Origin of the sequence: Pseudomonas sp. W3I7, from assembly GCF_030816095.1 — a bacterium.
GTDB lineage: Bacteria > Pseudomonadota > Gammaproteobacteria > Pseudomonadales > Pseudomonadaceae > Aquipseudomonas > Aquipseudomonas salomonii.
On the sequence record NZ_JAUSXP010000001.1, the window covers coordinates 3161127 to 3180290 of the forward strand.

12 protein-coding genes are annotated in these 19164 nt (G+C 58.4%); 5 read left to right on the top strand and 7 right to left on the bottom strand.

The features are described 5' to 3' along the window. Positions 1-42 precede the first annotated feature (42 nt). The 3 genes from QF043_RS14775 to pssA form a co-directional block, all read right to left on the bottom strand. Positions 43-3672 carry a hypothetical protein gene (locus tag QF043_RS14775; RefSeq protein ID WP_307419096.1) on the bottom strand — a complete coding sequence of 1210 codons (3630 nt, stop codon included), beginning with the start codon at positions 3670-3672 and terminating at the stop codon, positions 43-45. A gap of 310 nt (positions 3673-3982) precedes the next feature. Next, on the bottom strand, positions 3983-7342 hold the full coding sequence (locus tag QF043_RS14780) for a hypothetical protein (RefSeq protein ID WP_307419098.1): 3360 nt from the start codon (positions 7340-7342) through the stop codon (positions 3983-3985). Between the two features lie 249 nt (positions 7343-7591). Beyond that, positions 7592-8935 carry a CDP-diacylglycerol--serine O-phosphatidyltransferase gene (pssA, locus tag QF043_RS14785; protein ID WP_307419099.1) on the bottom strand — a complete coding sequence of 448 codons (1344 nt, stop codon included), beginning with the start codon at positions 8933-8935 and terminating at the stop codon, positions 7592-7594. A gap of 125 nt (positions 8936-9060) precedes the next feature. Here pssA and QF043_RS14790 point away from each other — a divergent pair, with 125 nt between their 5' ends. Together QF043_RS14790 and QF043_RS14795 are read left to right on the top strand one after the other, a co-directional pair. After that, complete coding sequence (locus QF043_RS14790; RefSeq protein ID WP_307419101.1) at positions 9061-9624, top strand: TetR/AcrR family transcriptional regulator; 564 nt, start codon at positions 9061-9063, stop codon at positions 9622-9624. Between the two features lie 54 nt (positions 9625-9678). Next, on the top strand, positions 9679-10158 hold the full coding sequence (locus QF043_RS14795) for a nuclear transport factor 2 family protein (protein WP_307419102.1): 480 nt from the start codon (positions 9679-9681) through the stop codon (positions 10156-10158). 145 nt (positions 10159-10303) lie between these two features. Here QF043_RS14795 and QF043_RS14800 read toward each other — a convergent pair whose 3' ends face one another. Beyond that, entirely contained in the window at positions 10304-11458 is a 1155-nt protein-coding gene (locus tag QF043_RS14800) for a PQQ-dependent sugar dehydrogenase (RefSeq protein ID WP_307419103.1), read from the bottom strand. A gap of 12 nt (positions 11459-11470) precedes the next feature. Next, positions 11471-11788, bottom strand: coding sequence for a hypothetical protein (locus QF043_RS14805; protein ID WP_307419105.1), 318 nt, complete (start codon positions 11786-11788; stop codon positions 11471-11473). Positions 11789-11984: 196 nt separating this feature from the next. On the opposite strand from QF043_RS14805, the gene QF043_RS14810 reads away from it, so the two are divergent. Then, positions 11985-12839 carry a Ku protein gene (locus QF043_RS14810; RefSeq protein ID WP_056859898.1) on the top strand — a complete coding sequence of 285 codons (855 nt, stop codon included), beginning with the start codon at positions 11985-11987 and terminating at the stop codon, positions 12837-12839. A 24-nt stretch (positions 12840-12863) separates the two neighbouring features. After that, on the top strand, positions 12864-15350 hold the full coding sequence (gene ligD, locus QF043_RS14815) for a DNA ligase D (protein ID WP_307419107.1): 2487 nt from the start codon (positions 12864-12866) through the stop codon (positions 15348-15350). Between the two features lie 1156 nt (positions 15351-16506). Here the strand turns inward: ligD and lpxO are convergent. Next, a complete protein-coding gene (gene lpxO, locus QF043_RS14820) occupies positions 16507-17406 on the bottom strand; it encodes a lipid A hydroxylase LpxO (RefSeq protein ID WP_307419108.1) in 900 nt (299 codons plus the stop codon). Positions 17407-17770: 364 nt separating this feature from the next. Between lpxO and QF043_RS14825 the strand changes: the two genes are divergently transcribed. Continuing rightward, positions 17771-18157 (top strand): TIGR03067 domain-containing protein, encoded by a 387-nt coding sequence (locus tag QF043_RS14825; protein ID WP_307419109.1) that lies wholly within the window; start codon positions 17771-17773, stop codon positions 18155-18157. A 139-nt stretch (positions 18158-18296) separates the two neighbouring features. On the opposite strand, the gene QF043_RS14830 is transcribed toward QF043_RS14825, so the two are convergent. Beyond that, positions 18297-19109 (bottom strand): bifunctional 2-polyprenyl-6-hydroxyphenol methylase/3-demethylubiquinol 3-O-methyltransferase UbiG, encoded by an 813-nt coding sequence (locus QF043_RS14830; protein WP_307419110.1) that lies wholly within the window; start codon positions 19107-19109, stop codon positions 18297-18299. Positions 19110-19164 lie beyond the last annotated feature (55 nt).

The window sequence follows — 19164 nt, forward strand, 5'->3', positions numbered from 1 at the left end:
CGCTAAAAGGCCGGCCAACACCTGGGTATTCATGCATTAACTTTAAACGGGGCTAAATTGCGCCAGCGGCGTCCCCTCAGGCTTGCGATTGGTAGGATTGATCGCATACCACTTACCGTTCTTCTGCACCGCGTAAACCTCTTGCGACCCGATATACCCCTTACGGGCGCCTGGAAATGCGCCGCTCGACTGGGCGCCTTGAATCGTTTCCAGCGCTCCTGTGATCCATTTCCACTGCTCAACCACCTTGGCCGGCAGGTAAACATTCGAGCCGATACGCACTGGCTTGCCATTCGCGATGTGAACGAGTGCGTTGTAGCCATTTCGGGGGGCGCGAAAAATTTCTGGAATACTTTCCAACGGGTTGAACACGCCGCGGATTAATGACCCCCCGTTTTTGAGCCCGGCCAGGCTGAAGGGTTTACCGGAGAAAGGAACCAACATTTTCATACCCTTGGCCAGGCTTTTTAACCCCGACCATCCACCGGTTATAATCAACGAGTAAAAGTCCATCACCAGGCCTTTGAGGCCGTGCTCTGTTTTGCCCTCGACCAAATCGGCAATGGCGCCCACAAAAGGGATCAGGCTCAGCAGCATGCGCGCCTTCTCGGCCGTAAACACCTTGCTCGTCGTAAAGGGATAGTCACGCTTGTGCAGGTCTGACGGCGCGTTGGCATAGTCGATCCGTGCAGTCCGGTTTCCGTCAAAGCTATACGCCTGCAACTTGTCCACTATCTGGGCAGTAATGGACGAAGCAAAGGTGTCGGGTACGCGATGGTGCGTGTGGTTCAAAGGCCGCTTCAACGGTTCTCCAAACTTCTCAATGATCACCTCTGAGCTCACCCCGGCGCGCGGGGTTGCTCCAGAGCGATAAGCCTCAAAATCAATCGGTACCGACGTGCCCTTTTGGTAGAGGGTGTTGCTATAGGCAAAAGGCCCGGAGGGTTTGGTACCCTTGACGACCTCACCGCCAAGCTTCAATTCTTCAGGTAAATCTGTTCTCTCAACCATCGTCATCGAGCCAGTGAACACTTCGTAATAACCGTACTTGGGCTTGGCCTCGCCTGTTTCGTAGCGCAACAGGAGCCCATGAGTGCCCCGACTCTTGGCGACCTTCGAGTTGGGCTGGTTATCGGCCTCCACGTCGTCTCCGGTCGCCTGGCGCACGCTAAAGAGCTGGATTTGCGGCGATCTTTCCAGCGCCATGCGTTGTTTCAGCGGTAATTGTGTGAACATCAGCTTCAGTGCCGTGGCCTCGGCTGCTCGGCTGTCTGCGATGTATTTGTCAACGGCAGGCGCTACCAACGGTTCGATCAAAGGCAACTGCTTGATACGTTCTGAAAAGGTCGCAACAGACACATGAGGGTGAATGAACGCACCCTTGAGCCACGCATCATTTGTACCCATTGCGGGTACACCTTCCTTCTGATTCATGAGGATGACATCGGTCAACAGCTCCTTGGGGTTGCTCCACGAGCCCGACGAAGTGGGACCTGCAACATGGGTGAAATTTGGTTTTCCATCCAATCTGATGTTGCGAATTTCTTCTTCAGTCATTTCCGGGAACAGCAACATCAGTTGTTGGATCAGAATGCTTGTCTGAGTGGGCGACTCACTTGCCAGCCTTGCGAATGCCTCTTGTGTCTGGTTTTCACGCTCGGCAAAGGCTTTCGCCGCAGTCGTATAGTTTTCCTCGGAATATTTGCCATCGGCGGGCGCGGGAAAAATGCCCGACATAACCGCCCAGTCCAACAGTGCCTGAACGCCCAACTCTTTGATCACCGCTTCTTGCTGAGGCCCGCCAACACCCTGGCTTGCCAGCGCCATGGCTTGGGAAAGGTTCAAGCGTGAATCACCCGCAATTGCACACCCCAGGCGCAGGTTCATCCAGGCGTTGGAGCCGACCTTGATCTTTTCCGGGTCGCGGTTGAGCAGCCCGGCAACATCCGCAGGTACGGTGGGGTCGCGTTTAACCAACATCTCTGGAGCGGATTGGGCCAGCAGCATGTGGGCCATCAGTGCCGAGACCTTAGGGTCGACACCTTTGCTTTCCAAGTGCCTTTCGACACTCGTGCGAACCTCTTTAAGCGTGCGATTCATATTCTCAGGTTGATACAACTCGTAGCCGGCCACCGTCCCTCGCCTGCCAGGCACCGGCGAATTTGCACGGAATTTGAGGGTCGTGGCCAAGAGTTGGTGGCGCTCGGCCCTCGGCAACGGTTGACCATCGGCCACCGCATACAGCGCTATCGATTTGGCGATGTCCTCGGCCAGAGCTATTGCTTTGGGCGAATCAAAAAAAGCTGCGAGCTGACTATCCGGGTCGGGATAGGATTGAAAGCCTGAGGCAGTGGTGGCAAATTCCTTGAGTGCCAACTCGACCTCAGCCGATCGGCCTTTGAGCGTTTCGATAACCTTGCCGGACAGCTCCGGCTGCCCGTATGGCGTCATCGTTGCGTAGTCACCCGCCAACGGAGCCTGCGGCAATTGAACAGCTAACCAGCTTAAAGTCGCACGCAACTGGCCGACGTTTTGCGGTACATCGGGAGCATAAAACGCCAGTGCCTGTCGCGCGTCATACGTGCGGGTGGCGTACAGGGCGCCCCCCGTTTCATTACTCATCTGCACTAACCGGTCAAAATCCTTGCTCATCGTGCGTGTGGCATCGTCGGATGTGGACGCCTGCTCGACCTCTGCGTAGAACCTTTCCTGCACAGAGACCCAGTCACCCGCCAAGTTGCGCATTTGCAACTCACCCTCCGAAAGTCTGAATGCACTGACTGGAAGATCGTACCCGGCCTTCTTCAAAAAGGCCTGGAAGGTCGGTGACGCTAGAAACTCAAGAAACCGTTTGCGCGGTTGCTTACTTTTTTCGTCCAGGCTGGAGCCAGGCTCGACCACCACAGTCTGCAGGTCCAGATTGAACACATTGCGGTCAGGTTCGCCCTCGAACTGAGATTTAAACTGCTCGACCAGACGACTGCGTACGGCGCTGTCTTCATGGGACCGGAAAAGCTGTTGGAACTGGCTTGCCCATTGGTCGCGTTGCGTTTGGTCAATTTTCGGCCAGCCGTGATGCTTGAGTTGTTTGCCCAGTTGCGGCGCGGACTTTTCGTTGAGCGGCGGCTTCACACCGTAAAAATCCAGCAGTGCATCACGCCCGATAGACGTGACGCCAAGTGAGGCGGGAAGCCCAAGATTACTCGGCGATAGTACTTTCTGCAGGGCGCTGATGGTGTTACTGACTTGCCCCCAACCTGAACCATCAGTGGTCGTGAATCGCTGGAAGGTTTCTTTGCCATCGCGCACGACGACGCCCACCACACAATTATTGAATATCCGTATGGTCTGGGGTTTCAAACCTTGAGTGTTGAACCAGGCCTGGACAGCCGGCGCATTGAGCGCCCGGTTGTACATCTCGATAAAGGGTGTAACGGATGCATTTTTAGGAATGGTTTTTTCAGTGTGTTTGCCCGAGTTCAACCAGTGAGCCAGGTTTTTTTGCAAAGTCTGGTCGGCCTTTTCAGCATCTTTGATTGCCGGGTAACGGCGCCTGACGGAATAACTGCCAGCACTTTCCGTTACGGCTTGGGTTGCGATGTCACGTTTGAATCGACCTGCCCCCTCCTCCACCCTCAGTTGACGCAACGAAGTCCGGTTAAAGGGTTGCATCGTCTCGGCGCTCTGGCTTATGGCCGGCGCAGTGTGAGCAACGGGGTCAGGGATCGGGGGGGTGGCCGGTGCCGGCAATTGAGAGGTGTGGGGCTGGCTGAAAACAGTGATGCTATCTCTGGCAGGAATTGTCGACATTTCAGATTCTCTCTACCTGTTTGGTTGATGAGAGTTCTCTTCCCTAAAAACAGTCGATTAAGAAAATAGTAAGTAATGCGAAGTCGAGCCGTAGGAGTTTTCTCAACTAGGTGGCAGTAAAATCTTGGCAATAACACCCCCAAGCCTTGGCCAGGCTTGGGGGCGGCGTTTTTTATGCAGCCGTCGCGTTCAGCGGTTTAAACCCGTCCAACGGGGTGCCGATCGGCAGATGAGTGGTGGGATCTGTCGCATACCAATAGCTACCCATTTGCACCGCTTGAACCGGCACCGAATAGTTGTGCCCATTGTGAGTGGCCATCTGCCCGGCAGGGCTTGGGATTGCCTGAGGTTGCTTCAGCGCGCGGCTCACGCCCAGGCATGTACGCATTTTTTCCTCCACAGAGCCCAGCGTGGTCAACAACGAAGGCTTGGGTGCCTTGTCCAGCAGTTTAGGCAGGGCGAATAGGCCTCTGGTAGCGCCGTTCAGCAGGTCCGCCGCGCCATCCAGTGGGTTCAGGAAACCACTGACGACGCTGACCCCTTTTTCCAGTACACGAAAAGCCTTGGCACCGAAGGGCGCGACAACTTTTGTGGATTTGACCAAGGGTTTCAGCGTCGAGCCTGCGCCCCCGAGAAGAGCGCCCACCGTGTCGATAATCAGCCCTCGCGTGCCGTCCACGATGTTGCCCTGGGCCAGGTCCATGATTGCTCCTACGAACGGAATCATGCCCAGCAGCACCCGGTCCCTGTGAGCCGATAGCTCGCGCTGTTGCTCCAACGGCAACTTGCCCTGAGCGAGCTTCAACACAGTGTCGCGATGATGAACAAAGTTGCCCGACATTATGCGGTCGACAATCGTCTGGGTGCGGTCCGAAGAAAAACTGTTGGGCACTATCGTTTGCATATCGCTCTGCCCGGTAGACTGCGCAGGGGGCAAGGTATCCCCAATTTTTTCGATAATTATGCGTGGCGATTTGACGCCGGGCCTTGGCACCGCGTCGGAGCTGTAAGCCACAAAATCAAACGGTTCCTCTAAACCGTTCTGCAGTTTCGTTTCGGTGGGCGCCCAAGGCCCGTACACCTTGGTGTGGTTTTGCAGTTCACCGCCCAGTTTCAATGTGTCCGGTAGATCATCACGTTTGATGATCAACAACTTATCCGGGAACACCTCGAAATAGCGGATCACACCCAAGTGTTCGCAACGTATCACCGTACCTTTGCGCCCTCGCCGCTCCTCCACCTGATCGGATGTCTGGTCCAGAGTGGGCACGTCGTCCACTTGTTCACGCAGTGCAAACAGCTCGACCTTGCCCAGTTCCAGGGCCTGGCGATCAGCCAAGGGCAGGTTGGCAATCATGCGTTTGGTGACGGTGCTCAAGCCCTGCTTGAGGTTGGCCAGGTAGGTGTCGACCTCTGCGGGCAACTGGGCCTGCACATTCGGTAACTGAGCGATTTTGGCATTCAGGGCCTGGACGTTTGCATCAATAGCGTCCTGGTCCGCTTTGCTCAGGCCCTGGTTGAAATCAAACGGGGTTTTGCGGGTGGGCGATTTCGGCAGCGCCTGCCCCGGCGTCAGGAGCATCCAGCGGCCCTCAACCAGGTCGCCACTCATGTACGTCTCGACCAACGGGCGTGTTACCGGCTCCGACGATTTCTTGTTGCGACGCTCATTCGGGTCTGCAATATACACGCGCAACGCTTTTATTTGCTCAACGCTGAGATCGGAAAAGACTTTCTGCAAGTTCTCGATCGCGCGTTTTTCGCGTGTCGGCAGCGCCACATTGAACTGGTTCAAAGCTTGAAGGAGCTGCGTGCGCTGCGCGTCGAAAGCCTCGCTGGCCTGCTGGTACATCTGGGGTGTATAGCGCCCATCCGCCGGTCGGGTGCAGACGCCCTGCATCATGCTCCAATCGAGTAATGCGTCCATCCCGTAATTATCGAGTATGGCAGCCTCTTCCGGCGTGCGCGGGTCCAGTCGGCTGAGTGCCATAACCTGCGCGTAACTCATGGCACGCGAAACGCCGGCGCCGCCCTGACGCTCGGCAAACATGACGCCCAGGCGCAAATCTGCCCATTCAGGCGAACCTATGCGCAGCGTGTCGGGAATGCCCCGTACAAGAAACTCAGGCGCAGCACTGGCCAGCAACAAATGGGCCACGAGCGGCGCGGCGCGGGGATCGAGTCGTTTGTTCCGTTTGAGATGGGCTTCGAGATCCCTGCGTACCTCGCCCATACTGCGCCCACTGTTGGCTGACTGATACACGTCATAGCCGGCGATTGTGCCTGGACGTGCGGTCGCCTGCGGATCAATTTTGAGTTTGATGGCAGCGATGATCCACTGCTTGCGTTCAGCGTCTGTCAACTGCTGGGTGCCAGACGCCCCATGAAAACGCCGGTCAAACGCTAAGCTGTCACCCAACAGCAATACCAGCGGGTCACTTAGCAACTGGCTGATGAAGTGATCGGCTTGAGTACGCAAGTCCTCTGGCGTATGCCGATCGAGGATACCTCCCGTATTGAGTAGCCCAAGTATGGTGTCGCTCGAGTTGCCATCAGTTTGGTCCTCTCCCACCGCAACCAGCGCGGCTTTATCGGCGGAAGACAAGTCTCCGGGTGCCCAGGTGTGGCCTAACAGGCCGGAGTAATTTCCCAACGGTGCAGGCGGCGGTAATGCCGTGGTCAGCCAGCGCACGGCATTACGCAACTCACCCACGGTCTTGGGCAATGACAATCCATAAGCCTGTAAGGCGTCGCTGATCCCGACCTTGCCGGCTTCGTTACGGGTCAGTCCTGAGCTGCTGCTGACCGGCACGGTCAACTCGGCCAATTCCACGGTTTGCTCATCGGGCTTGTCTGTGATGTGTTGAGTCAGAACGCCTGCCAGATGAGCGCGCTCATCCAGGGCGTCAATCGCTTGCCTGGCTGTTTGCACGCGAATGCCGAGTTCAGCCTTGTTTTCGGGTGCTGACCAGTCAGCCGCCGCCAGTGCTTGCTGAGCTTGCGTCACGGTGTCATCACCAGCGGGTGGTTGCACCCCATACCAGCGCATGACTGCATTGCGCGAAAAAGTGCTGCCGGTCAGGCTGGCATACGGCAACCCCGCCCCGTCAGGATCAAGACCGCAGGCAGCGGCGCGTAACCTTGCACTGGCTTCCCACCAACCGGATGCGTCGCTGGTGGTAAATGTTTGCACGCTGGTGACACCGTCACGGGTTACGCTGCCCGTCACCGAGTCGGGCTTGACCACCACCGTCGACAACGCCATGCCCTTGCTCAGAAACCAGCTCTGGAGCTCAGGCGTATTGAACGAATGCCGGTAAGCATCGAACAGCGGAAAAATCGAGGTATTGGCAGTAAGGTGGATTCTGCGGTCTGTTGCTTGACGCAAGGCCTGGCTGCCCAGCTCCGTCTGTAAGGCTCGGTCCGCGCTTGAAGCGGCCTCGGCAGAAACCGTAGGCAACGCAGGGACTGTCCATGACGAGGGCGATTCGGGTTCCGGGCTGCGTTTCCGGCGAGTACCCGTTTCGAGCACGGGGCCATCGGCTGGTGTGCTGGTGCTGGTGCTGGTGCAGATGACAGCACCGGCGGGGTAAACGTGCGAGCGTGAAAGAGTGGCGAGATGTTCGACATTTCTAGTTCCTCTGTACCAGTGAGTGGCAAGAGCTCTCGTCCCTAAGAACTGTCTAGGGAGAAATGTACGAACCTGGATTTAATCGCTGTGTCAGCAAACTCCTAAAACGACCAAGGTAGTGAAAGAGTTTGCTGTGCGCAGTGCGGCGACTCACAAGATCCGGTAAAGCAAACGTTCAATCCGCACCCGGCTGACCCGTCGTAAAAACTTGCCGACTGCGGGCGGATACTCCACCAGAGTCTGCAATTGCTGATACCGCTCGATACGCATGGTGTGCTGGAAGATCTGCGCGAGTTCTGTGCGCCGCGCCGCCAGCCACTCGCCCTTGGGATCATCGATCAGCAGGGCATTTTCCAGATCCAGACGGAACGCCCGTGGGTTGAGGTTGTTGCCCGTGAGCAAGGTGTAACGCTGGTCGACCCACATCCCCTTGAGGTGATAGGTATTGTCACCGTCACGCCACAGATGCAGGTTCAACTGACCGCTGTCGATCATCGGCTGATGGCGTTTGGCGAAGCGGCGCAGGCTGATTTCATACAGGTAAGGCAACGCCGAGATCACCTTGAACGGCTCGCTGGGCGGAATGTAGAAATCGTTGGCGGTTTTGTCGCCGACGATAATGTCGACCTTCACCCCACGCGCCAGGGCGCGGTTTATTTCGCGGGTCACCGGCAGCGGCAGGTTGAAATACGGCGTGCAGATGGTCAGTTGATGCTGGGCACTGGCGATGAGTTCGAGGATCACCCGGTTCAACGGGTTGTTCTTGCCCACACCCAGCAACGGGCTTACCGACAAGTGCCCATTGGGCAGCAAACCCGTGGTGGTGTCGTAGGCCGCGTGCTTCAAGCGGCTACGCAAGTCACCGATGTCATTGCGCAGGCTGCGGGTGGTCGGCAGGTTTGGCAGGTCCAGGCGATGCACGGCCTTGGACGCGACCAGGCCGTGCTCCACCAGGTGTTGCATCGAGTCAGCCAAAGGCTTGCTGTGGATCAGGTGATAGCGGTCAAAGCGGTATTTGTCGAACTTGTGCAGGTACACATTGTTGAGGCTGGCACCGCTGTACAGCACGCTGTCATCGATCACAAAACCCTTGAGGTGCAACACGCCGAACAGCTCGCGGGTTTGCACCGGCACGCCGTACACCGGCACTTCGCTGGCGTGGGAGTGGGTCATGGCCTGGTACCAGGCGCTGTTGCCCGGCTGCTTGCCGGCGCCGATCAGGCCGCGCTGAGCGCGCAACCAGTCAACCACCACCACGATATCCAACTCGGGCCGTGCCGCCTTGGCGGCATGCAAGGCGTCGTAGATTTCCTGCCCCGCTTCGTCCTGCTGCAAGTACAACGCAACGATGTAGATGCGCTGGGTGGCCTGGGCGATTTTTTCCAGCAGGCACAGGCGGTACGCCGCGGCACCGGACAGCACGTCGATGGCATCGGGAGACAGCGGGAAACCACGCAGTTTGGGCAGCAGGGAGCGTTTGAAGAACGACGGCATAAGGCTCGCAATGGGTCGAATCCGAAGAGGCACAGAGCTTACACCATGGGGCTGCTCAGGTCTCGCCGCGGCAGATGGAAAAAATTCAATTGACCAAGAAGAACGATCGTTCTACTGTTTACTCCATGAACGATATCAACAGCAATGAAACCCGCGACATTATCCTCGACGTCACCGAGAAGTTGATCTATCGCCACGGCATCGCCGCCACCGGCATGGAGTTACTGGTAAAAACCGCCGGCGTGTCACGCAAAAGTATTTACCGTTACTTTGCCAATAAAGACGAACTGGTCATCGCCGCCCTGCAACGCCGCGACGCACGCTGGATGCAGTGGCTACGCACTGAAGTGGAATGCAGCGAAGGCAGCGGCGAGCGCCTGCTGGCGCTGTTCAGCGCGCTCAAAACCTGGTTTGGCTCGGCGGACTTTCGCGGTTGCGCCTTTATCAACACCAGTGGTGAAACCGGCGACGCGCAAGACCCGGTGCGCCTGTTGGCCAAGGCGCATAAACAAAAACTGTTCGAGTACGCACTTGAACTGTGTAAAGCACATGGCACCCCCGACCCCGAACGGCAGGCCGCGCACCTGCTGATCCTGATCGATGGCGCCATTACCGTTGCCCTGGTCATGGGCGATTCAACAGCGGCTGATAATGCGCAATGCATGGCGCGAACGTTATTGGGGCTTTGAACGCACACGCTGAGCAACTTTCGACACCACTTTGGTCTTTACAGGAGCTGCCCCATGTCATCGACAGCAGAACAACGCCCGCCACTGCCACCGTTTACACGTGAATCGGCGATTCAAAAAGTGCGCCTGGCCGAAGACGGCTGGAACTCCCGCGACCCGCAACGGGTGTCGCTGGCGTATACCCTGGACACGCAATGGCGAAACCGCGCCGAATTTGCGCATAACCGCGAAGAGGCCAAGGGTTTTCTCACGCGCAAATGGGCCAAGGAACTGGATTATCGGCTGATCAAGGAGTTGTGGGCATTCACCGACAACCGTATCGCCGTGCGCTATGCCTATGAGTGGCATGACGACTCCGGCAACTGGTTCCGTTCCTATGGCAACGAAAACTGGGAATTCGACGACAACGGCCTGATGGCCAATCGTTTTGCTTGCATCAACGATTTGCCGATCAAAGAAACCGAACGCAAGTTCCACTGGCCGTTGGGCCGGCGCCCGGATGATCATCCGGGGTTGTCTGACCTGGGGCTGTAAGCCTTACGCAAACCAAATGGGGGAGCTGGCTTGCCTGCGATACAGACGATTCGGTTAATCAGGAACACCGAGGCGAGACTATCGCAGGCAAGCCAGCTCCCACATTGGCCTGTTAAGCCTCTGTCATTCCTGATTCAGTCCTGATTCAGTCCTGATTCAGCCCGACGCGATACAGCACGCCGTTGTCCTCATCGGTCAGCACGTACAGGAATCCATCCGGCCCTTGGCGCACGTCGCGAATCCGCGCCTTCAACCCGCCCAGCAAGCGCTCCTCATGGATCACCTTATCGCCATCGAACTGCAGGCGAATCAACTCCTGGCTGGCCAACGCGCCGATAAACAGGTTGTGATCCCAGGCGTTGAAACGCTCGGCGTCGTAGAACGCCATGCCGCTGATGCCGGGGGATTTTTCCCAGACGTGGTGGGGTTCCACAGTGCCCTCCACGGTCTTGCCCTTGGCTTCCGGAATCGGCGTCAGCGAATAATTGATACCGTGGGTTGCCAGGGGCCAGCCGTAGTTCTTGCCGCGCTCGATGATGTTGATTTCATCACCCCCGCGCGGGCCATGTTCGTTTTCCCAGATCGTGCCGCTCCAGGGGTTCAACGCCAGCCCTTGCGGGTTGCGCTGGCCATAGGACCAGATCTCCGGGCGCACGCCCTGCTGGCCGACAAAGGGGTTGTCGTCCGGCACACGGCCGTCCGGGTAAATGCGCACGACCTTGCCTTGCAACTTGTCCAGGTCCTGGGCCGTCGGCCGGTCATTGTTCTCGCCCAGGGTCACAAACAGGTAGCCATCCCGGTCGAAGGCCAAGCGCGAGCCGAAGTGATTGCCGGTCGACAGCTTGGGCTCCTGGCGCAATATCACCTTGAAATCCTTGAGCCCGCTCAAGTCATCGGCCAAGCGCCCACGCCCTACGGCAGTGCCGGCCTTGCCACCCTCGCCGCCGCCTTCGGCATACGACAGGTAGACCAGGCGGTCCTGCTTGAAGTCTGGCGACAGCACCACGTCGAGCAAACCGCCCTGCCCTTTGGCCCACACCTGCGGCACGCCGGTCAGCGGCGCGGACAGCTTGCCGTCCGGGCTGACAAAGCGCAGGTGGCCAGGACGCTCGGTCACCAGGAAGCCTTGTTTGTCCGGCAGAAACGCCACGGCCCACGGGTGGTCGAGGCCTTTGGCAATGGGGGTGGCGGTGATGCTGCCTTGTTCGCTGGGGAACTGCTGGGCATCCGCCGCCATGACGGCCGTCGCGGGCAGCAGGGTTGCGCAAAGAGCGGCTAACAGGGTTTTACGTAGAAACATAAGACGGAGTCCTTACCGGCGATTGCCGTTGGCATCGTAAGTGGGCGCTTTGGGTGCAGTGGCTGGACGGCTCGGGGCCGCGTTACGGGTCGGGTAACGATTGCCGATACCACCGTTTTCGACGGTGGGTGCAGGGCCGGTCGGCGCGGGTTGTACCCCACGGGTGGTGGCCGGCGCATTGGGTTGGGTGCCCTGCATGCTGTTCGGGTTAGCCCGATGGATTGGGCTGTTATTGGTGTTGTAGCTGCCGGGCAGGTTCTGCGCCTGGGCCAATGGCGCGAGGGCCAGGCCCAGCGCGACGACGGCGAGGTAACGCACACAGCTGTTCATGACAAAACCTCTTTGGGGCGAGTAGTACGTGCTTTCGATAACACGCTACGCCTTGGGTTCGGCTTTCGACATTAAATAGTTTCTCATCAGATGTAACACGATCTGTCCGCGCATCTGTCCGCGCATCTGCCAGCCGAAACTTTTGCGCCCGCCTGCGAGTCACCACAACACCGACACTTCTCAAGGAACCGCAGCCATGCCAAGGGCAATCTGGAAAGGCGCCATCAGTTTCGGCTTGGTCCATATCCCGGTCTCGCTGGTCTCGGCCACGTCCTCCCAGGGCGTTGATTTTGACTGGCTGGATAAACGCAGCATGGACCCGGTGGGCTACAAGCGCATCAACAAAACCACGGGCAAGGAAGTCACCAAGGACAATATCGTCAAGGGCGTGGCCTTTGAGAAAGGGCGCTACGTGGTGCTCAGCGAAGACGAAATTCGCTCGGCCCACCCCAAGTCGACCCAGACCATCGAAATCATTGCCTTTGTCGCCGCCGACCAGATCCCGCTGCAAAACATCGACACGCCCTACTTCCTGGCCCCGGACAAACGCGGCGGCAAGGTCTACGCACTGCTGCGTGAAACCCTGAAAAAAACCGCCAAAGTCGCCCTGGCTAATGTGGTGCTGCACACCAAGCAACACCTGGCGGCGCTGATGCCGCTGGAATCAGCGCTGGTCCTGGTGATGCTGCGCTGGCCCGCCGAAGTGCGCAGCCTCGACGAGCTGGAGTTGGGCAGCGACGTGACCAAACCGAGCCTGGCCAAGGGCGAATTGGACATGGCCAAGCGCCTGGTCGAAGACATGAGCGCCGACTGGCAGCCGGACGAATACCGCGACAGCTTCCAGGAAAAGATTATGGCGCTGGTGGCGAAAAAGGCCAAGGCCGGCAAGGTTGAAGACGTTGAGAGCCAGGCCGGCAGCGAAGAGCGCAAATCGGCCGATGTGATCGACCTGACCGAACTGCTCAAGCGCAGCCTGGCCGGCAAGCCCGCCGCGAAAAAGCCCGCGACCAAAAAACCGGCCGCGAAAAAAGCCAGCAAAAAGGCCTCTTGAGCCCGCCATCAGCCGGAGAACGCCATGGCCAAGCCTCTGAGTGAGTACAAACGCAAACGCGACTTCGAGATCACCGCAGAACCCGCAGGCGAGGTGCCTGCCGGGAAATCCAAGGCCTCGGCGCTATCCTTCGTGATTCAAAAACACGACGCGCGCAACCTGCACTATGACTTTCGCCTGGAACTCGATGGCGTACTCAAAAGCTGGGCCGTGCCCAAAGGCCCGAGCCTGGACCCCAGCCAGAAACGCCTGGCGGTCCACGTTGAGGACCACCCGCTGAGTTACGGCAACTTCGAAGGCAATATCGCCGCCGGGCAGTACGGCGCCGGTGATGTGATCGTGTGGGATCGCGGGGTCTGGCAGCCTCACGACGATCCCCACAAGGCGTATGCGGCCGGCAAACTCAAATTCACCCTGGTCGGTGAAAAACTTTCCGGCGATTGGGCGCTGGTACGCACCCGGCTCAAGGGCAGTGGCGACAAGGAACAGTGGCTGCTGATCAAGGAAAAGGACCAGCAGGCCCGCCCCGCCGAAGACTACGACATCGTAAAGGCCCAGCCCAAAAGCGTGCTCAGCGACGCCACCGTGGGCAAGCCCGCACCTGCGCCTGCACCGCGTGCAAAGCGCCAGAAAGCCAAGACCGCCCTGCCCGATGAATTCGCGCCACAACTGGCCACCTTGGTCGACCGCGCCCCGGCTGGCGATTGGCAATACGAGATCAAGTTCGACGGCTACCGCATGCTGGCGCGTATCCGCGACGGCGACGTGCGCCTGTTTACCCGCAACGGTCATGACTGGACCGAGCGTTTGCCGCGCCAGGTCAAGGCGCTGCAAGCCCTCAAGCTCCAGGACAGCTGGCTGGATGGCGAAGTGGTCAGCCTCAATGCCGACGGTTTGCCGGACTTCCAGGCGTTGCAAAATGCCTTCGATATCGGTCGCAGCCTGGATATCGTCTATTACCTGTTCGACGCGCCGTTTCTACAGGGCCAGGATTTGCGCGAAGCTCCCGTGGAACAACGCCGCGCCGCGCTTAAGGCCGCGCTGTCGAGCAGCCGCAGCAAATTGCTGCGGTTTTCCGAAGCCTTCGCCGCCAACCAGCGCGACATCTTCGAAAGCGCCTGCGACCTGGCGCTTGAAGGCGTGATCGGCAAGCGCGTCGGCAGCCCTTACGTGTCCAGCCGCAGCGCTGACTGGATCAAACTCAAATGCCGCCTGCGTCAGGAGTTTGTGATTGTCGGTTACACCCGCCCGCAAGGTTCGCGCACCGGCTTCGGCGCACTGTTGCTGGCGGTCAATGACGACAACGGCTTGGTGTATGCCGGGCGTGTCGGCACGGGGTTTGATCAGCACACGCTCAAAACGATCTACGCTCAGCTCACGCCTTTGGAGCGCAAGACTTCGCCGCTGCACAAACCGCTGACTAGCAGCCAGGCACGCGGCGTGCACTGGGTGAAGCCCGAGTTGGTCGGCGAAGTCAATTTCGCCGAATGGACCCGCGAAGGCGTGGTACGCCAAGCCGCGTTCATTGCGCTGCGCAGCGACAAGCCTGTGGCGCAGATCATCCATGAGCAACCGCGCGCGGCCAAATCGCTGAAACAGGCTACAGCGCCGAAAAAAGCCGGCAATGGCGTGAACATCACCCACCCCGACCGTGTGATCGACCCACAAACTGGCACGCAAAAGCAGCAGTTGGCAGATTTCTACGCCAGCATCAGCAAATGGCTCCTGCCGTTCCTGCACCACCGGCCGGTCTCGCTTCTGCGTGCGCCGGAGGGCATCGAAGGTGAGCAATTCTTCCAAAAGCATGCAGAGCGCCTGGCGATTCCCCATATCAAGCAGTTGGACCAGCGCCTCGACCCCGGCCACGCACGGCTGATGGAGATCGACACCGCCAAAGCCCTGCTCGGCGCCGTGCAGATGGGCACGATCGAGCTGCACACCTGGGGCGCCACTGCCGACAAAATCGAAACCCCGGACCTGTTTGTGCTCGACCTCGACCCGGACCCCGCACTGCCCTGGAAAAGCATGCTGGAAGCCGCGCAACTGACCTTGTCGGTGCTCGACGAGTTGGGCCTTCAAGCGTTCGTCAAAACCAGCGGCGGCAAAGGCCTGCACCTGGTCATCCCGCTGGCGCGCCGGGATGGGTGGGATACGGTGAAAGCCTTTGCCAAGGCCATCGCACAGTTCATGACACAGCAACTGCCCGAACGCTTTACCGCCACCAGCGGACCGAAAAATCGCATCGGCAAGATCTTTATCGACTACCTGCGCAATGCCCGCGGTGCGAGTACGGTGGCGGCCTATTCGGTACGGGCCCGCCCGGGCCTGCCGGTCTCGGTGCCGGTGAGCCGGGAGGAATTGAAAGGGTTACGCGGTGCGCAGCAGTGGACGGTGGCTAATCTGCATGAGCGTTTGGACACGCTCAAGGACGACCCTTGGGCCGGTTACGCCAACCGGCAGAAGATCAGCAAGAAGATGTGGGACAAGCTGGGGGCTGAGCCGCCGCAGTGATAGTAGTAACCACCGTACCACGTCAATATATGGGAGCTTGCTTGCCTGCGATGGCATCCACTTGGTGTACCTGAACAATGTTGCTGCGCAGGGCGGTTTTTTGGCGGTGTACATATCCGTTATTTAGGTAACGGCGGCCTATGGTTCCGCTCTTACAGCGGGTCACTTTTGCAAGGACGCAAAAGTAACCAAAAGGTCCTCGCCCCAACACTCGGTGCCTCGCTGTGGCTCGGCATGCCCGCAATCCGCCAGTGATTTGGGGGGCCGCCGCCACGCGCCATCCATGGCTCGGGGCGGCTAAACCGGCATCCCTGCCGGTTTACCCCCCAAATCACTGTCAGATTCCGGCCATCGTGTTTGACGGGGCGATTTCAGATCAAGATCAAAAGCGCAGATCAAAAGACCGCTGACTTCGTCATCGAAAAGGATGTAAGGGCCAGAGCAACAGCAACAGCAACAGCAACAGCAACAGCAGAGCCATACTCGGTCAAAGGTGGTGGGCTTGCCTGCGATAGCATCAACTCGGTGTACCTGATGTACCGAAGTGTCTGCATCGCAGGCAAGCCAGCTCCCACAGAAAAGCAGCTCTTCAGTGTGTGCAAATCCGCAGCCGACCTCATTTTCAAAACCACATGCGGTCAACTGTGGGAGCGGGCTTGCTCGCGAATGCGGTGGGTCAGTGACAGATGAATTGACTGGCACACCGTCTTCGCGAGCAAGCCCGCTCCCACATTTAGACTGTGTTGCATCAGGTAGATAGGCTGTTGCTCTGCACTTGATCTGGCTCTTGCTTCAACCACTCAGGTCGGCTTTCAGGCCGCCGTGCTCTGCTTTTGATCTTGATCTGCTTTTGATCTGAGGCGCCCCGTCAACCACGATGGCCGAACGCAGGCTTGAATCCGTGGGTAACCCGGCAGGACGCCGGGTTAGCCGCGCTGGGCCAGGGATGGCCCATCGCGGCGGCCCACGGATTCAAGCCGGAGTGAGGGCATGCCGAGCCTAGGCGAGGCACCGAGTGGTGGGGCTAAGACCTTTTGGTTACTTTTGGGGCGTTTGCCAAAAGTGACCCGCTGTAAGAGCGGAACCATACTCAGCCGTTACCGCAGCAACGGATATGTACACCAAAAACACCGCCATAAAACGCAAACCAGACAAGTCAGATCAGAACAAATATCACCGCCAACCCAGCAAAAATCGCCCACTTCTCCAGGTAATACCGCGCCCGATTACGCTTTTTCAGCTCTTTGCCACGCAAACGGATCTTGTACAACCGCGTAAACGCACGGTTCAACCCGCCCGTCTTGTCACCCTCATCATTAGGCGAACCCGCAGCCGCCATCACATTACGACTGAACCACCGATTAAACGCCGCCGCCCAGCGGTACTTCATCGGGCGCTCAATATCACAGAACAAAATAATGCGGTTCTGCTGCGTCGTGTTCTCAGCGTAATGAATGTAAGTCTCGTCAAACATCACCGGCTCACCGTCACGCCAGTAGTAACTCTCGCCATCCACATTGATATAGCAACCCGGATCGTTCGGCGTATCCAGCCCCAAGTGGTAACGATAGGACCCGGCATAAGGGTCACGGTGGCGCACCAGCTTGGAGCCCGGCGGCAACTCGGCAAACATCGCCGCCTTGATCGAGCCAATACCTTGCACCAGCTCAGTGGTGCGCGGGCACAGCTTCATCGCCGACGGGTGACTGTCGCCATACCACTTGAGGTAAAAGCGCTTCCAGCCCGACTTGAAGAACGAGTTGAAACCCACGTCATTGTATTGGTCCGAGCGCTTGATCTCGCCCGCGCGCATCAGGTTCTGGCCTTCCTGGCGGATTTCCTCCCAGTGCTCCTGCAGCGGGCTCAGGTCCGGAAAGTCGCTGGGCGACAGAAACGGACGGCTTGGCTGCTTGGAAAACAAGTAGAGGAAGCAGTTGATCGGCGCCAGGAACGTCGAGTGATCGCTAAGCTGGCGACCCAACTTGTGTCGCACTCTGCCACGCAGGTGAACATACGCAATGGAGGCAACGTAGAGAACAACAATGATGAGTTTCAAGGGATTCGTCACAAGTCAGAAGAGAACAGGCTGCTCCTGCGTGCACACAACGGCCGAGGATTAATAAGCAGCACCTGAAATCACAATTACACATTGGCGGCTGGCCGGACGAGTCACTTCCGGAACCAGGCCATTGACCTTTATTTAGCCACAGTTTGTAACCAAAGGTTAACTAAGAATTGTGAAAAGCTGTCTACGCAGCGTGTAGGACGCGCAACCGCCTGTCTGGACGCAAGCCCGGAGTGGGGCTACTTACAGTGCAGGCGGTTGTGCTGCCAACACAGAAAAAACTCGCCATCCAACCAGGTTCCAAGCCCCTTTCAGTTACAATCGCGCCGATCAACCTCCAGCAAAAGGAACTTGCATGACACCTCAACCAGACCCGGACTTCACCGCGCTCCAGGGCGCCTGGGAGCAAATCTCCCTGGAAGACAGCGGCGTACACAACCCGCCCGACGCACACAGCGCGCCGGGTGCCATTACCACTATTCGTGGCGATCAGTTCGAAGTCCAAACCGTGAATGGCGACATATTGCTGGCTGGCCGGTTCACACTGGACAGCAGCACCACGCCCAAACGCATTACCTGGGTGGACTCCATGGGCGATGACGCCGACAAAGCCTTACCCGCCAGCTATCGCCTCGAAGGCGACGATTTTGTGTTTATCGCGGCGGATGAAGGCATGCCCCGCCCGACCGTCTTCAGCACCGGGCCAGGGCAAACCATGCGCACCTTTGTGCGTCGCCGGTGAAACCGCAGGCATCCGAAACGCCGACAGGGTTTTCACACAGCCTTCACCTCCAGGCCTTTAGCGTGAGGCCACCTACTCCAGTGATTCACTTGGCCCGCCGCTACGGTCGCGGGCCTTTTTTTGTGCGCAAAAAACCGCTTTAAACCGAGCGTTTGATGGCCGTCAGGGTAAAACACAACGGCAATTGAGCCGGCTGGTGTTCGTACTGGTCATACAGCTCTTCCCGGTTGGAGTGCGGGTACTCCTGCAGATGCTCGATCTGCAGGTGCGCCGCAATCGCCCCGCTGACCACGCTGCCCAGGGTATGCACGTACCAGTAGGACGTCGGCCCAGGAAGCTCTTTCAGCCCTTCGTAGACAATCGATTGCTGCAGCACGAACGGATCGCGTTGAAAGTACGAACTGGCGGGCAATAGCGGATTACTGGCCTGAGGGTCGAAGACTTCCAGGAAAGGATGCGTCTCATAGACCACCAGGGTGCCGCCGGGCTTGAGGGTACTGGCCACGTGCTGCATGAACAGCGCCACATCCGGCATCCAGCCGAGTACGCCAATGGTGACCAAGGCAATATCAAACCGGCCAAGCAGTTGCTCAGGCAGGTGATGGATATCGGCTTCGATGAACTGCGGGTTATGCGGGGAAACATCCGCCAACGCCCGAGCTTGCGCCAGGAAGGCTGCCGATTGATCGACGCCCACTACCTCGCGCGCGCCCAGGCCAAACAACGACAGGCTTTCACGCCCATTGTTGCAGCCGAGTTGCACCACCGCCTTGCCGGCAACGCCGACGGTTTGCAACAGCGCGGTGATGGTGGGGTCGAGGCACGAAAAGGTCGGTTCAGCGACTGATTGCAGGAGTGTGTTCCAGGTCGCGGTGCCTTTGTGCAGCGCGGCGGAGGCGTCCCAGGCGGCCTTGTTACTGGCAATCGCCTGTTGAGCTGAGGGCATGTCCATTGCGTCTCCAAAGAGTCATTTCAGCGGGCTACGAAAAATAATCCAAATACCCGCC